This window comes from Roseburia porci (genome assembly GCF_009695765.1).
In the GTDB taxonomy this organism is placed as follows: Bacteria; Bacillota; Clostridia; order Lachnospirales; family Lachnospiraceae; genus Roseburia; species Roseburia porci.
This window is the reverse complement of record NZ_VUNI01000011.1, coordinates 74,860-91,368: the sequence shown is the minus strand read 5'-3', so window position 1 is coordinate 91,368 and position 16,509 is coordinate 74,860. Positions and strand designations below refer to the sequence as shown.

Genomic DNA, 16,509 nt, shown 5'->3' with positions numbered 1-16,509 from the left:
CAGCAGTTCTTTTTCGTGCTGTCAAGGGTGGCGGACGTCTGCCACAACCTCTAATATCTACAATTTTCAAGGTTCATCTGAGCCTAATTTTTTAACTCAGTTTTTTCATATCTTATTTGACACTACCATGTTTTGGTTTAAATACTTTACCCGCAGTTAGATAAAACTAACTTACGATTGAACATTCTAACGAAATCACATGCCTCTGTCGGTTGCTATGGCAACATTTGTTGATTTTTCTCTATAAGCGTATTTATCCAGCAAGAAAATAATGATCCAGCATGGTGATTTTGGAACCGGAAAATGCTAAAACGCCTTCGTCGCGCATCCGGCAAAGTTCGCGGGAGAGGGCGCTCCGGTCAACATATAGGAATTCAGCCAGTTTATTTCTTGAAAATGGAAGCTGGATCGTTCCATCTTCGGAAATCTCCTGGGTCTGTAAGTAGACTTTGATCTTATCGCGGAGTTTTTTCTGGCTCAGAATGCGCACTTTCGTATTAAAAAAAGTAATCTGAATTGCAAATTCCTGGAGCAGATTGGCGGTCACCTGCATTCGGTGTGGACAGGTGAGTGTTGATGGATTGAGCAGAATCTGAAAATCCAGAAGAAGGACTCTCGAATCAACCGAGGCATCGAGATAAAACTGGCTTGCAAGGGAATTGCCACATGCGAGTTCTGCACCGAAGACAGAGCCACTTTTCAGATGGCTGATGACGACGGGATTGGCGTTCTCGTCATAGATAAATTCCTCAAGACCGCCCTCCAACAACACGCCGGCACGGAAATCCCTGTCACCGGCATTGACGAGAGGGGTTCCGGCGGGATAATATTCGATTCTAGCCTGCAGACAGTTTAATACGTTCTGATATTTATCCTCCGGGATTCCACGGAAAAGACTGGAATTCCGGAGATATTTTTTATAGGTATCCAAATCAAAAGAAAGTGTATTGGTTGCCATGGCAACTGCCTCCTTGGAATTAGTTGTATATAATATTGGTTAATTTAAACTAACTACGATTATACGTTTGCGTATATGGAAAGTCAATCTTCGGAGGTCGTATTTTATATGTTACATTTTGGTATTGATATTGGAACATCAACAGTGAAGCTTTTTTGAGGATTATGAGAATACGGCGATGATTCTTGAGATGAGAGGTCTGGAAGAAAAATGTAAAGCGCCGGTATATTCGATCGCACTCGATCACGACTGGGATGAAACATCCTGGTCAAAACTCCGGTCTTTTCTATATTATTGTTAATCGGGTCTGAAAATGATAGAAGATAATCAGGATTCTGGAAGAGATGCAAGACATTCTTTCACTCGACCATAGTAGGTTCTATTTGGCATTATTTAAGATGAAATAAATTTAATTAATATTCGTAAAACAGTATCGACTTATTTATGTACAACGTATACTATAATCGTGTAGCAAAGGTTCTGTGTTAATAATACTCTAGGTTGTACGTTTCTCAGTATATGGGAATGACCGGACCCTAGAGTTTTTGGTTTAAGATATACATATGAAAACGGCACTTCTTGTTGATGGTATACCAGACCCATTAGGAACCCCTATTAAACCGGATTTGTTTGAACATATCGATGGGCTTCGAACGTGTGATAAAGCGTATACTGCTCATACGCAACGATAATTTTAAATTAACAAAAAATGTTGGAGTAACGAATATCAAATATCATTCGTTACTCCAACATTTTTTTTACCCATTTTTATAGACAGGAGGTACTTCGCAAGTATGCCAGCTAGTAAGTATTGTTATCCTGATAATAAAATGTCATAAAACTTATGCCTGTTTCGCCTGACCTGCGAAAGAATTCAGATACAGCGTGCGGATCTTGCACTGGTAGCATAAAATAACGGATACAATAGCTCCGACAGCTGCCTGAAGGATCTGATATGGAAGTTTCAGGATCGCATATTCCGGAGTGCTGTAGATGAATGCTCTTCCAAGGCTGTATCCGACAACCATGATCACTGCACCGATTGCAACGCCGATGATTGCACCGGTTTTTTCCTGTTTCATCTTGAGCTTGTGGGCACACAGTGAGATCACGATTGCCTGGAGTCCGTGAGTTGCAAGTGATACGAACATTGGAAGCGGATAGAAGAACAGATCGCCAAGGAATGCGCCAACGCCGCCAACTAAAAATGCGCTGAACGGATCTAAGAGAATTGCTGCAGTACAGATCACGATGTCATTCAGATAAAAATGTCCGCCGGGAACCGGAACACCAAAAGAACTGAGTGCAATGTTCAAAGCCATGAACATTGCTGTCAGAGTCAGGTTTTTTACAGATAATGTGTTTTTCATAATAAATTCCTCTCTTCTTTGACAAACAATTTACATAAATTTTACAAAAATTCATATGACAAGAAGTATACACTTATCTGAACATATGAATAGTATCAATTTGATGTTAATTTATAAGGTCAGATAAGAAATTCAGAAAAAGAACTGTTTTTTTTTGTGTACCTGGTAGAAGAATAAGGACAGATTTGATATAATAAAATCACACGTTTTGAGAAAAATTTATCATTCTTTCAAAGGGAGATAACCATATGAACAGAAACGATAAAGCTCGGAAATACAGAGATCTGCCACTTGGTATACTGGGAGTTTTTATTCTGGTAATTTTTATTTTGCTCTTTGTGTTGGCACCGAAAACAACAAGAGGATTTCATATAGAAGAAACCAGCCGCATGCGGAATGAATTTACCGTATCATGGGGTAGTCAGAAACAGACCATGACGTTGCCGGGAAGCATTAAGAACCCGGAAAAAGAAGTCATTACGATGACGACGACGCTTCCGGAGAAGACGGAGTATTCCGTCAATAGCATCTTAGTGTACTCCAGACAAAGCCGGATAAAGATTTATCAGGCGGGCGAAATGATCTATGACAGTGGAGAGGCAGCAACAACCCCGTATCCTCTGGCGTATGGTTCATTTTGGAACAGTGTCCGGTTAAAACCGGGATGGCAGGGAGAAGAACTTAAGATTGAAATCCAGCCGATGTTTGCACAGAGCGCTGTCTCGGGATATCTTCCGGCAGTTTATCTGGGATCGGAATCCTCTTTCCTTTATATGGTGTTAGAGAATGGAGCACTTGCGGCAGGACAGAGTCTGCTTTTGATTCTGCTCGGTCTGTATTTTGCTTTTATGGGGGCATTTTTTGAACATCAGAAGAAAACCGATTCGCTATGTTTCCTTGGATTCTTTGCAATTGATGTCGGGGCATGGATGCTGTTGGAAAGCCATGTCCTGCAGCTGTTTATGTCGCGTCTTGCGGTATATTCGTTTTTTGAATATATTACCTATGACCTGATGCCGATTTTTATTGTGCGGTTTTTATTAAGTTACGAGGAATTCCGGGAAAAGAAATATATGAAGCTGCTTTATTACAGTGGGATTGCAATCGTTCTTGCACTGTTACTGGCTGCAATTACCGGACATGGATATCTGTTCCGTACACAGATCGCGGTACAGATCTATATTATGGTAAGTCTTGTATGCTTTATTATTGCACTGATTTCTCTGCGAAAAGGCAAAAAGAGGTTTCAGGACAGAAGGCTTATTCATGGGATCTGGATTCTGATCGTCAGCACGATCTGTGAGTTTATACAATTTTTCCTGATCAATAGAGGCGAAAGCGGAGTAATCCTGCGAATGGGACTTTTGATATTTATTGGTTATCTGGGCATCACTCTGATGCAGGAGGGAAGAAAGCTTCGTGCCGGTGATTATGAGACAGCAGCACTGGCAGCAATGGCATACAAAGACGGATTGACAGGAATGGCAAACCGTGCAGCGTATGAGGCAGATAAAACAAAGCTCGAAGGCCAGCAGAATACCGCTGTGATCGTCATGGTCGCTGATATGAATGGTCTGAAATTCATTAATGACCAGTATGGACATGCCAGTGGTGATCAGGCAATCTGTACAGTTGGAGAGATGATGCAGCAGGCATTTGATCAGATTGGAAAGAGTTACCGGATTGGTGGCGATGAATTCTGTGTACTGGCAGAAGGTATTGAAATGGAACAGTTTGAGAAAGTATGCCAGAGTTTTCTGCGGAATATGGAGCAGATCCAGTCAGAGTATCCAATCGAGGTTGCGATCGGTGTGGAGCATGGTGTATCAAAGAACATGGATGACATATTTAAAAGCGCAGATGCAACAATGTACCAATGCAAAATGAAAATGAAAGAAGAAAGAAATCATACAGGGAGGAATAGACAATGAGAGGCGTAGAAACCAGAATCCAGGAGATCCGTCATCGTATTTTTAAAGAAGTGGCCAGCATGGCTTACCATACCGAATGGCCGGTGGATAAGAAGATGGAGGAACTTCCGTATTCGATCATTCCGGGAGAAAAAGGAAACTTCCGTAATGATGTATTTTTGGAGAGAGCAATCGTAGGAGAAAGACTTCGTCTTGCAATGGGACTTGAGAACCGCGGGGCATCCGAGCATGCACCGATTTCGGATGGAATCGAGGCGGCAGATAAGGCTGAGACCTATTACACACCACCGCTGATCAATGTAATCAAATTTGCATGCAATGCGTGCCCGGAGAAGCGTGTGCATGTAACAGACGGCTGTCAGGGATGTCTTGCACATCCATGTATGGAGGTATGTCCGAAGGGCGCGGTATCTTTGGATCGTACAACTGGAAGATCCATTATCGATCAGGACAAGTGCATCAAATGTGGAAGATGTGCAAGTGTATGTTCGTATAATGCAATCATCGTTCAGGAGCGCCCATGTAAAAAGGCATGTGGAATGGATGCTATCTCATCCGACGAGAATGGATGCGCAGATATTGATTATGATAAGTGCGTATCCTGCGGACAGTGTCTTGTAAACTGTCCGTTTGGTGCGATCGCTGATAAGTCACAGATCTTCCAGGTAATCCGCGCAATCCAGTCCGGAGAAAAGGTATATGCAGCAGTTGCACCGGCATTTGTAGGTCAGTTTGGACCGAAGGTGACGCCGGAGAAACTCCGTGCAGCAATGCAGGCACTTGGATTTGCAGATGTTTTCGAGGTTGCAATCGGAGCGGATCTTTGTGCAAAACAGGAGGCAGAGGATTTCCTGAAAGAAGTTCCGGAAGAACTTCCGTTTATGGCAACTTCCTGCTGTCCGGCGTGGTCAATGATGGCGAAAAAACTGTTCCCGGATCATGCAAACTGTATCTCGATGGCACTGACGCCAATGACACTGACTGCACGTCTGATCAAGAAACATACGCCAAATGCCAAGGTGGTATTTATAGGACCATGTGCAGCAAAGAAGCTGGAGGCAATGCGCAAGAGCGTGCGCAGTGAAGTGGATTTTGTACTTACTTTCGAGGAAATGGCAGGCATTTTTGACGCAAAAGATGTAAATCTCGAGGAGATGGAGGAGAATCCTGGCGGTGTAAATGATGCTTCTACGGACGGAAGAAATTTTGCGGTTGCAGGTGGTGTTGCACAGGCCGTTGTGGATGTAATCAAGCGTGATCATCCGGAACGTGAGATCAAGGTAGCGAATGCAGAAGGATTGAAGGATTGCCGTATGCTTTTAAAAATGGCTACACTTGGCAAATATCCGGGCTATCTGCTTGAGGGAATGGCATGTCCTGGTGGATGTGTGGCTGGAGCCGGAACCATGCAGCCAATCAAGAAATCCCAGACAGCAGTCAATCTTTATGCCGCCAAGGCTAATCATAAAACATCCAGTGAGACAGAGTATGTAAAAGAACTGGATAAGCTGGTAGAAGACTAAATTAACAAAGTAAAGAAAAAGAACTTGAAAAGTAAATAAAATAACGTTATATTTTTTAATAGAGCAATTTTCGAGATGAAGTTTGCAGGAAAACGACGTAAGTCTGCCGAAGGAGTAAAACTCTCAGGTGCCGGCATTTCCGGTGCAACTGTAAATGGATCGACTCTCTGGAGACGCCCGATGGAACCGGGGGCCGAAGGTGCAACATACATAATCGTATGAATCTCTCAGGCAACAGGACAGAGAAGATATAGTTTGTGACAGATCGGGCCAGGACCCAATGTTTCTATCAGAAATAAGTGCGTATCTTCTTATCCCATATATGGAATCCATATATGGGATATTTCTTTCACAGGATGAATTGGAACCAAGGTAAGATTCATTTTCTGTGTATCGCAATTACGAGATCCGGAAAGTAAGAAAACTGCCTAAGAAACACGAGAGGTAGGAAAGAAACAAATGTGGAATGCAGTAAATGATTTTCTTGCAGCGGTGGACAACTTTGTCTGGGGAGTGCCGCTTATGGTTCTGATCATGTGCGGAGGCTTATTGCTTACCGTAAGACTTGGTCTTCTTCAGATCCGGAAACTTCCCCTTGCACTCAAATGGATGATCAAAAACGAAGAGGAAGCAGAAGGCGAGATCTCAAGCTTTGCGGCTCTTTGTACAGCACTCAGTGCAACAATCGGAACCGGAAATATCGTCGGAGTAGCAACCGCAGTAGGCGCAGGTGGACCTGGTGCACTGTTCTGGATGGTGCTTGCAGCATTTTTCGGAATGGCAACAAAATACTCAGAAGGACTGCTTGCGGTAAAATACCGTGTAGTTGCCGAGGATGGGCACAGTCTTGGTGGACCATTTTATTACATTGAACGTGGTATGGGCGACAAGTGGAAGTGGCTTGCAAAAGTCTTTGCGTTTTTCGGCGTGTGTGTCGGACTTTTTGGAATCGGAACTTTCAGCCAGGTAAACGGTATTGCAAGTGCAGTAAACGGTTTTTTTGATCCGGACAATGCGCATTGTGTGAAACTGCTTCCATTCCTTGGAAAATATTCCTGGTCCGTCGTTATTGCATCGCTGATCCTTGCATTTTGCGTGGCAGCCGTGCTGATCGGCGGGGTAAAACGAATTGCGAGCGTCAGCCAGATCGTTGTTCCTTTTATGGCGATTATCTATGTTGTGTTTGTGGTAGTTCTGATTGCATGCAATATCACAGCTGTTCCAGCTGCGTTTAAAGTTATTGTGAAAGCTGCATTTTCACCGAGAGCGGTGACCGGCGGAGCTGTGGGAAGCATGCTTGTGGCAATGCAAAAAGGTGTGGCACGTGGTATTTTCTCCAATGAGGCGGGACTCGGAAGTGCACCGATCGCGGCAGCAGCGGCGCAGACCAAAGAGCCGGTGCGCCAGGGACTGGTCAGCATGACAGGAACTTTTATCGATACCATCGTAATCTGTACACTGACAGGACTGTCTATTGTCCTGACCGGAGCATGGCAGGTAGATGGACTGGAAGGCGTGGGAGTAACCACATATGCGTTCCAGAAGGGACTTCCTTTCCCGGAAGAGGTATCCTCATTCGTATTGATGCTCTGCCTTGTATTTTTCGCATTTACAACGATTCTTGGATGGGATTACTATAGTGAACGCTGTCTGGAATATTTAAGCGGCGGTAACATGAAATCAGTGAAAGTATTCCGCTGGATCTATATCCTTGCGGTATTTATCGGACCATACATGACGGTAAGTGCAGTATGGACGATTGCAGATATCTTTAATGGTCTCATGGCACTTCCGAACATGATCGCACTGTTCGCGTTAAGTGGTGTCGTGGTAAAAGAGACAAAAACATTTTTTGCAAAGCATAAGGCGCAAAAAGAAGCCGAAAAATAGAGCGTGCAAATACGATAAGCCCGGGCATTCCTCGAATGTTCCGGGCTTATTACTTGAAAAAAGACATTGCAAATGGTACTATATCCCGTAGGAATATATGGATATAACAGGGTTAGGGTGTCAAAGGGCGCCTTTTGATTTTGAATTAGCAAATTACACAAAACAATGCCTATTATGTTCCATTGTTCGAAAATAAGGAAATCTAAGTTTACCTGATTTGTATTTTTCAAAGTGACGTGTACGTCTTAAACGCCCCGTCCATGGGGCGTTAAGACTTTTGCCTGCCGTCCGTGGCAGCAAAACACTGGTTACACACAGGCAAACTAAGATTTTCTAATTTTCTCCCAGGTCACAAAATCAGTCACTGTTTTGTGTAATTTGCCAGCCCCGAAGCTAAAAGGCACTTTTGGACACCCTAATCCTAAAACAGAAATAAACCGAGGAGGGGTATCATGAACGAATACAGAATAGGAACCAAATGCGTACAGGCGGGATATACACCTGGGAATGGCGAGCCAAGACAGGTGCCGATCGTACAGTCTACGACTTTTAAATACAGCACCAGCGAAGATATGGGTAAACTGTTTGATCTTGAGGCAGAAGGATATTTTTACAGTCGTCTGCAGAACCCGACCAATGACCATGTTGCAGCCAAGATTGCAGCTATGGAAGGCGGAACAGCAGCGATGCTGACTTCTTCCGGACAGGCAGCCAATTTCTTTGCACTTTTTAATATCTGTGAATGCGGGGACCACATTGTGGCATCTTCTTCCATCTACGGAGGCACATTTAACCTGATCGCAGTTACCATGGCAAAAATGGGAATCACTGCAACATTTGTATCACCGGATGCAACCGAAGAAGAATTAAATGCAGCATTCCAGCCAAATACCAAAGTCATGTTTGGAGAGACTATTGCCAACCCGGCACTTACAGTTCTGGATATTGAGCTTTTTGCAAAGGTTGCGCATGCACATGGTGTACCGCTGATTGTGGATAACACATTTCCGACTCCGGTCAACTGCAGACCATTTGAATGGGGCGCAGATATTGTAACGCATTCTACGACAAAATACATGGACGGACATGGAGCAGCATTAGGTGGAGCCATCGTTGACAGCGGAAAATTCGACTGGATGGCACATGCAGACAAATATCCAGGACTTTGTACACCGGATGAAAGCTATCATGGAATCACCTATGCAGAAAAATTCGGAAAAGAAGGAGCATTTATCACAAAATGTACTTCACAGCTCATGCGTGATTTTGGTTCAATGCAGTCACCGCAGAATGCATTTATCTTAAATCTGGGACTGGAATCGCTTCATGTACGCATGCCAAGACATGTGGAGAATGGACAGGCAGTTGCAGAATTTTTGGAGCAGCATCCAAAGGTCGCTTATGTCAATTACCCGGGACTTCCATCCAATAAATACTATGAGAGAGCCAGAAAATATCTTCCAAACGGCGGATGTGGCGTCGTATCCTTTGGTTTAAAGGGCGGACGTGAAGCAGCTTCCGTATTTATGAAGAACTTAAAACTCGGAGCGATCGAGACTCATGTTGCAGATGCCAGAACCTGCTGTCTGAACCCGGCAACATCAACGCACAGACAGATGACTGATGAGCAGCTGAAAGAGGCAGGAGTACCGGCGGAGTTGATTCGTATCAGCCTGGGACTGGAAGATAAAGAAGATCTGATTGCTGATATTTCCAACGCACTGGACGCAATTTCATAAACAGAATAATGTAGATTTACCGTATACAATCCCTCCGTTTTGTTGATTGCTTATTGAGAAAATAGAGCGCATAATGTTCTATAATGAATACTCAATGAGCATTTTTATCAAGATAAACGGAGGGATTCTATGGATACATCAAGTAAAGTTGTACAGTTTGGTTTGAAGACAGCATTTGGTTATATTGAGAAAAACCCGGAACAGAATCTGCCTAAATTAATGGATTGGGTAGACCGTCTTGCTGGTGATAATTTTGTTGGCCAGCGAAAAGCATTTCGAGAGGTTCTGGATGATCCTCAGAACAATTACTATAAGCTGATGATGAGTATTTTAAAGGAGACAGATCCGGGCGTTATGAAGAAGATCTTTGAGAACTTCTTTGTAAACGGCAATCTTGTCGGCTGGAAAAAGCAGGAGGAATATCGTAAAAAATACAACTGTAATATTCCATGGGCAGTGTTACTGGACCCTACTTCAGCATGCAATCTGCACTGCACAGGATGCTGGGCAGCAGAATATGGCAATCGTCTGAATCTGACTTTTGACGATATTGATTCCATCATTACCCAGGGCAAAGAAATGGGTATTTACATGTACATATATACCGGCGGAGAACCACTTGTCCGTAAACAGGACATCATCGCACTCTGCAAAAAACACAACGACTGTCAGTTCCTGTCCTTTACAAACGGAACACTGATCGATGAAGAATTTGCGGATGCAATGCTTGAAGTGAAGAACTTCATGCCTGCGATCAGCGTTGAAGGCTTTGAAGAAGCAACAGACGGACGCCGTGGACAGGGAACTTTCAGCAAAGTTGTAAAAGCAATGGAGATCTTAAAAAGAAAGCATCTTCCATTCGGAATCAGTGCATGCTATACAAGCCAGAATATTGATTCAATCAGTAGTTCGGAGTTCTTTGATCAGATGATCGAATGGGGCGCGCGTTTTGTATGGTATTTCCACTATATGCCAGTCGGAAATGATGCAGCAACAGAACTGCTTCCAACACCGGAGCAGAGAGAATACATGTTCCATCAGATCCGTAAAATGCGTATGGAGAAGTCCATTTTTGCAATGGATTTCCAGAATGACGGTGAGTATGTCGGCGGTTGTATTGCAGGAGGAAGACGTTATCTGCATATCAATGCGAATGGAGATTGCGATCCTTGTGTATTTATCCATTATTCTAATGCGAACATCCATGACATGTCATTATTAGAGGTAATGCAGAGCCCAATCTTCATGGCATATCATGATGGTCAGCCATTTAATGACAATCATCTGCGTCCATGCCCGATGCTTGAGAATCCGGAGAAAATCAAAGAGATCGTAGAAAAGACCGGAGCAAAATCCACAGATCTGCAGTCTCCGGAGAGCGTAGAACATCTTTGCGAGAAATGCGAATCCTATGCATGCAACTGGACACCTACAGCGAATAAACTCTGGAAAGAGAGACAGGAAGAAAAAAAACAAAAGAAAGAGCAGCAGAAATAAAACAGAAGAGATAGAAAAGATAGAAAAGAGGGATTCTTGCCAGACGGTGAGAATCCCTCTTTTCTTTTCGGGTAGGATGCGCACCTCGCAGAGAAGAAGTTAATGCTTCGCATACCGCTCGGGCGCGTAAGTGTGCGACAGGCGTATATTTTGTTTTAGTGAGTGTTTGCGAAAACCGGGATTTTCGGTTTTACTTCTTAAATCTCTATTTTGTTGATCTAGACAGTATGTACACTTTAAAATGAATGGAAAACATAAACAAATACTGCTTAATATCATAAAAAAGTTCCTTTAAGCAGTAAATATTCCCTCAAATGGTTAGAAGGTTTTAATAAATACTGCTTAAAATCCCAAAACGTTCTATTATCCAGTAAATAATTTTCCCAACTGTTAGAGAGCTTGAACAAATACTGCTTGAAATCATAAAATGTCCTTTCAAGCAGTATTACATATAAGACAATTGTGAAACTCACAAAATTAAGATAAGCATGTACTGCAGTCAGTTGCATTTGCAGTACATGCTGGTGTAAATATCGGGAGAGTTTCGCAATTGCCTATTGCAGAACAGTTATTGAGCAATTTTTCACATTAAGGAGAATAAAACATACTAGATTTGTAGGAATTGCATGTTGTATATTTAATAAAAGGCGATATAATAGGCTTATAAAATCCTAGTAATACACTAGGGGATAGGAGATGCAACATGTCAGAACAGTTATTACAGGTGAAGCAGTTGTCGGCGAGAGTAGAAGATACGTCGATTCTTCACGGAATAGATTTAAACATAAATGAAGGAGAAACTCATGTACTGATGGGACCAAACGGAGCGGGCAAATCCACATTGGGTTATACGCTTATGGGAAGTCCAAGGTATGAAGTGACAGGTGGAGAAGTCCTGTTCAAAGGAAAAGACCTTCTTGCAGAATCAGCAGATCAGCGTGCAAAGGACGGACTTTTTTTGTCTTTCCAGAGCCCATTGGAAGTGCCTGGAATTTCTCTTCGTAATTTTATCCGTACATCTGTGGAACAGAGAACCGGATCAAGAATCAAACTCTGGACATTTAAAAAGGAACTGGAAAAAGCCATGGAAGTGCTTCAGATGGATCCATCCTATGGAGACCGTGATTTAAATGTCGGATTTTCCGGTGGTGAAAAGAAAAAGGCAGAGATCCTGCAGCTTCTGATGTTAAAACCATCACTGGCAATTCTGGATGAGACAGATTCCGGACTCGATGTTGATGCCGTGCGGATGGTTTCCAAGGGTGTCGAAGAATATCAGAAGGACAAAAAGGGTGCACTTCTCATTATCACGCACAGCACCAGAATACTCGAATCCCTGCATGTAGACCAGACACATGTCATGGTTGCAGGTAAGATCGTCGCATCCGGCGACGCATCGCTTGTGGACGAGATCAATGAACACGGTTTCGAGCGGTTCTTATAAAGGAGGTTCGGATACGATGAGAGACAACAGTGAAAAGACTTATGTAGAAGATGTGGACCGGAGCATATACGACATCCGAAACGATGAGAAAGATGCTTACCGCATCAAACAGGGGCTGACACCGGCGATCGTACAGGAAATCTCTGAGAAAAAGCATGATCCGGCGTGGATGGCAAACTTCCGGCTGGAGTCCTTACAGATCTATAACGAGATGAAAGTCCCGGAATGGGGACCATCCATTGAAGGACTGAACATCGATCAGATCGCAACTTATGTCAAACCAAATACACGTATGAGCGCAAAGTGGTCCGATGTTCCGGAAGATATCAAGGACACCTTTGAGAAACTTGGTATTCCAAAGGCCGAGCGGGAATCGCTTGCCGGCGTTGGCGCGCAGTACGACTCGGAGCTTGTTTACCATAATGTAAAAGAAGAAGTTGCGGCCCAGGGCGTTGTGTATACCGATATGGAAAGCGCACTGACCGGTGAGTACGAAGATATTGTACGCAAACATTTCATGAAACTGGTAACACCAAGAGACCATAAATTTGCAGCACTTCACGGAGCTGTATGGTCCGGCGGTTCTTTTGTATATGTGCCGGCGGGAGTATCAGTAACAATTCCACTTCAGTCGTATTTTCGCTTGAATGCAGCAGGAGCCGGACAGTTTGAGCACACACTTATTATTGTGGAAGAAGGTGCTTATCTGCATTTTATCGAAGGCTGTTCTGCCCCGAAATATAACGTTGCGAACCTGCATGCGGGCTGCGTGGAGCTGTACGTTGGAAAAAATGCCAAACTGCGGTATTCCACAATTGAGAACTGGTCCAAAAACATGTACAACCTGAATACAAAGCGGGCAAAAGTAGAGGAAGGCGGAACAATCGAATGGGTATCAGGCTCTTTTGGTTCCCACGTGTCCTACCTTTATCCGATGAGCATATTAAATGGAAAAGGTGCAAGAGCAGAGTTTACCGGAATTACGTTCGCAGGCGGCGGACAGAACCTTGATACTGGAACGAAGGTTGTACACAATGCACCGGAAACCTCTTCTTATATCAACACCAAATCCATTTCAAAAGATGGAGGAATCAGTACATTCCGAAGCTCTGTTGTTGTGACACCGAAAGCGAAAAAGAGCAAATCCGCTGTGTCCTGTCAGTCGCTGATGTTAGATGACAGATCCAGATCCGATACAATCCCGGCAATGGATATCCGTACGCAGGATGCGGACATCGGACATGAGGCAAAAATCGGACGAATCAGTGATGATGCTGTATTTTATCTGATGTCGAGAGGAATTTCGGAAGAGGATGCAAGGGCAATGATCGTCAGCGGTTTTGCCGACAACGTATCAAAAGAACTTCCACTCGAATATGCGGTTGAAATGAACAACCTGATCCGGTTGGAAATGAAGGGCAGCATCGGATAGGAGAAAGGAGAACGAATCGTGGAACAAGGACTCAATATGACAATCAACGAACTGCCATCGAAAACATGGAACTGGCTTCACATGAACGATACGCAGCTTGAAAATATACAGATACCGGAAGAAAAACCACTGACGGATGAACAGTGGAAAACAGATACCGAAGCTTGGAAAACATTCCAGGAGATCACAAGTGGAATGGGAAAAGACATGGATACGCTGATCAAAAGATCCGGCGCAGCCACTCATGTATACAAGGCACCGACCGGGGAAAAGACGAAAGAACCGGTAAAACTGACGTTTGATTATAAAGAAGGAGCATGTGAGGTCAGTGCACTTGGAATCCGGGCGGAAGAAGACAGCGAAGTGACGGTGATCATGGATTATACATCGGATAAATCTGCATCCGGTCAGGCAGCTGTGCAGACGAAGATTGTGGCAGAAAAGAATGCAAAAGTCAGACTGGTACAGATCGATCGGCTTGGAAACAAATTTACCCTGCTCAATGACATCGGCGCGCTGTGTAAAGATGGCGCAGATGTAGAGGTGCTCCAGCTCGTATTAGGCGGAGAAAACACATATCTGGGATGCAAGGCCACACTGCTTGGAAAAGGCAGTAATCTGTCGGCAGAAACAGGATATCTTGTAGAGAATGACGGAGTGCTCGATATGAACTATGTAGCTGAGCATCAGGGAAAGAAAACAACCAGTGACATGCGTGCAGCAGGAGTTTTACGGGATCAGGCAAAGAAACTGTACCGTGGAACGATCGATTTCAAAAAGGGAGCAAAAGGTGCAGTCGGAAATGAAAAGGAAGACGTACTTCTTCTGGACGAAGAGGTTGTAAACCGCACAATTCCGCTGATCCTCTGCGCAGAAGAAGACGTGGAAGGCAATCATGGAGCTACGATCGGAAAGCTGGATGATGAGCTGTTATTCTATCTGGAATCGAGAGGACTGACAAAAGAGGAAGTTTATGAGATGATGGCACAGGCCAGAATCGATGAGATCAGCAGAAAAATCCCGGATCTGGAAACACGCAAGAAGATATTTGAATTTCAGGGAAGAACATTTGAGGCAGAAGAACAGGTATGAGAGCAGATAGAAAGAAAGATTTTCCGTTGTTACGTGACAACAGTATCGTGTATCTTGACACGGCTGCCACTTCGCAGAAACCAGAATGCGTGTTAAAGGCGGAAAGCGAATTTTATGAAAAATACAATGCGAATCCATTTCGTGGGATTCATGAGCTTGGCGAAATGGCAACAGAGAAGTACGAGGAAGCGAGACAGACGGTGCAGGAGTTTATCCACGCAAAAGAACCGGAAGAAATTGTCTTTGTGAGAAATGCAACGGAGGCATTGAATCTTGTAGCATACAGTCTTGGCAGCGAAATCTTAAAGCCGGGGGATGAAATCCTTGTAAGCATCATGGAACATCACAGCAATCTGCTTCCGTGGCAGCAGGCTGCTAAACGCACCGGTGCAAAAGTCGTGTATCTGGAATGTACACAGGATGGTCATTTTACGGAAGAAGCATTTCAGAAGGCAATTTCAGACCACACGAAGATTGTAGCGATGACGCATGTATCCAATGTGCTCGGTTGTAAAAATGATCTGAAAACATTTGCAAAGATTGCGCATGAACACGGAGCTGTATTCGTGGCAGACGGAGCACAGAGCGTACCGCATATGTCCGTGGATGTGCAGGATCTGGATGTTGATTTCCTGTCATTTTCCGGACACAAAATGTTTGCACCGATGGGCATCGGTGTGTTATATGGAAAACGTGCACTTCTGGAGAAGATGCCTCCGTTTTTATGTGGCGGGGAAATGATCGATTCCGTTACAAGAGAAGGCGCAGTGTGGGCTGAGGTGCCACATAAATTTGAGGCCGGAACAGTCAATGCCGCAGGTGCATGCGCACTTGCAGAGGCAATCCGATATATCGAAAAGATCGGGTTTGATACGGTGGAAGAAACAGAGAGCAGACTGACGAAACTTGCGATGGAAGGCATGAAGCAGATCCATGGCGTGCATGTTGTAGGATCACCGAAAGCCGAAGACCATCATGGAATTATTACATTTACACTGGATGGCGTTCATCCACATGATGTGGCATCCATTCTGGACGCAGATCATATTGCGGTACGCGCGGGACATCACTGTGCGCAGCCGCTTTTAAAGCATCTTGGAATTTCCTCGGCGACGAGACTCAGCCTTGGAATATACAATGACGAGGAAGATATCCATGCATTTTTAAAGAGCCTGGCAGAGATAAGGAGGCAGATGGGCTATGCAGAATAAAACATTTTACAATGAGATTTTAACAGAGCATAATCTTCATCCCGAGCATAAACATGCGCTGGATGACGCCAATCTTGTGCTGGAGGGAGTCAATCCAAGCTGCGGAGATGATATCTGGCTGAAACTCAAGGTCGAAAATGACATTGTCGTAGATGGAGCCTTTGAAGGGGATGGCTGCGCAATTTCCCAGGCATCTGCTGATATTATGTTAGATCTGGTGATCGGAAAAACCAAAGATGAGGCGTTAAAGCTTGCAGATCTGTTTTTAAAAATGATCAAAGGAACAGTGACAGACGAGGAACTCGAAGAGCTTGAGGAGGCGTCCGTGCTTCAGGATATTTCGCATATGCCTGCACGTGTAAAATGTGCAGTTTTAGGCTGGCATACAATGCAGGAGATGCTGGATGAGAAAGATTAGTATT

The 16,509-nt window shown here is 44.0% G+C and carries 13 protein-coding genes and 1 riboswitch; of the genes, 11 read left to right on the top strand and 2 right to left on the bottom strand.

Annotation, left to right across the window (positions count from 1 at the left end):
- Positions 1-253 precede the first annotated feature (253 nt).
- The gene (locus FYJ75_RS07950; protein ID WP_154429924.1) at positions 254-958 is read right to left on the bottom strand and encodes a Crp/Fnr family transcriptional regulator; all 705 of its coding nucleotides are present in this window, start codon (positions 956-958) and stop codon (positions 254-256) included.
- Between the two features lie 178 nt (positions 959-1,136).
- On the opposite strand from FYJ75_RS07950, the gene FYJ75_RS14590 reads away from it, so the two are divergent.
- A complete protein-coding gene (locus FYJ75_RS14590) occupies positions 1,137-1,259 on the top strand; it encodes a hypothetical protein (RefSeq protein ID WP_268878586.1) in 123 nt (40 codons plus the stop codon).
- 541 nt (positions 1,260-1,800) lie between these two features.
- Here the strand turns inward: FYJ75_RS14590 and FYJ75_RS07945 are convergent.
- A complete protein-coding gene (locus tag FYJ75_RS07945; protein ID WP_154429923.1) occupies positions 1,801-2,328 on the bottom strand; it encodes an ECF transporter S component in 528 nt (175 codons plus the stop codon).
- A gap of 248 nt (positions 2,329-2,576) precedes the next feature.
- Here FYJ75_RS07945 and FYJ75_RS07940 point away from each other — a divergent pair, with 248 nt between their 5' ends.
- The 10 genes from FYJ75_RS07940 to sufU all read left to right on the top strand — a co-directional run bounded on the left by FYJ75_RS07940 (position 2,577) and on the right by sufU (position 16,505).
- Positions 2,577-4,259, top strand: a complete 1,683-nt coding sequence (locus FYJ75_RS07940; RefSeq protein ID WP_154429922.1) for a GGDEF domain-containing protein — start codon at positions 2,577-2,579, stop codon at positions 4,257-4,259.
- Complete coding sequence (locus FYJ75_RS07935) at positions 4,256-5,782, top strand: 4Fe-4S dicluster domain-containing protein (protein WP_154429921.1); 1,527 nt, start codon at positions 4,256-4,258, stop codon at positions 5,780-5,782. The genes FYJ75_RS07940 and FYJ75_RS07935 overlap by 4 nt, the downstream gene beginning before the upstream one ends.
- Positions 5,783-5,939: 157 nt before the next feature.
- Positions 5,940-6,035, top strand: a riboswitch (glycine riboswitch).
- A 206-nt stretch (positions 6,036-6,241) separates the two neighbouring features.
- Positions 6,242-7,672, top strand: a complete 1,431-nt coding sequence (locus FYJ75_RS07930) for an alanine/glycine:cation symporter family protein (RefSeq protein ID WP_154429920.1) — start codon at positions 6,242-6,244, stop codon at positions 7,670-7,672.
- A gap of 452 nt (positions 7,673-8,124) precedes the next feature.
- Complete coding sequence (locus FYJ75_RS07925; protein WP_154429919.1) at positions 8,125-9,411, top strand: O-acetylhomoserine aminocarboxypropyltransferase/cysteine synthase family protein; 1,287 nt, start codon at positions 8,125-8,127, stop codon at positions 9,409-9,411.
- A gap of 129 nt (positions 9,412-9,540) precedes the next feature.
- A complete protein-coding gene (locus FYJ75_RS07920) occupies positions 9,541-10,908 on the top strand; it encodes a radical SAM protein (protein WP_154429918.1) in 1,368 nt (455 codons plus the stop codon).
- 703 nt (positions 10,909-11,611) lie between these two features.
- The gene (sufC, locus tag FYJ75_RS07915; RefSeq protein WP_154429917.1) at positions 11,612-12,352 is read left to right on the top strand and encodes a Fe-S cluster assembly ATPase SufC; all 741 of its coding nucleotides are present in this window, start codon (positions 11,612-11,614) and stop codon (positions 12,350-12,352) included.
- A 16-nt stretch (positions 12,353-12,368) separates the two neighbouring features.
- On the top strand, positions 12,369-13,784 hold the full coding sequence (sufB, locus tag FYJ75_RS07910; RefSeq protein WP_154429916.1) for a Fe-S cluster assembly protein SufB: 1,416 nt from the start codon (positions 12,369-12,371) through the stop codon (positions 13,782-13,784).
- Between the two features lie 18 nt (positions 13,785-13,802).
- Positions 13,803-14,876: a SufB/SufD family protein gene (locus FYJ75_RS07905; protein ID WP_328596892.1), complete on the top strand. Its 1,074-nt coding sequence runs from the start codon at positions 13,803-13,805 to the stop codon at positions 14,874-14,876.
- Complete coding sequence (locus FYJ75_RS07900) at positions 14,873-16,087, top strand: aminotransferase class V-fold PLP-dependent enzyme (protein WP_154429915.1); 1,215 nt, start codon at positions 14,873-14,875, stop codon at positions 16,085-16,087. The genes FYJ75_RS07905 and FYJ75_RS07900 overlap by 4 nt, the downstream gene beginning before the upstream one ends.
- Positions 16,077-16,505, top strand: coding sequence for a Fe-S cluster assembly sulfur transfer protein SufU (gene sufU / locus FYJ75_RS07895; protein ID WP_154429914.1), 429 nt, complete (start codon positions 16,077-16,079; stop codon positions 16,503-16,505). Before FYJ75_RS07900 ends, sufU begins: the two co-directional genes overlap by 11 nt.
- The last annotated feature ends 4 nt before the right edge of the window (positions 16,506-16,509 follow it).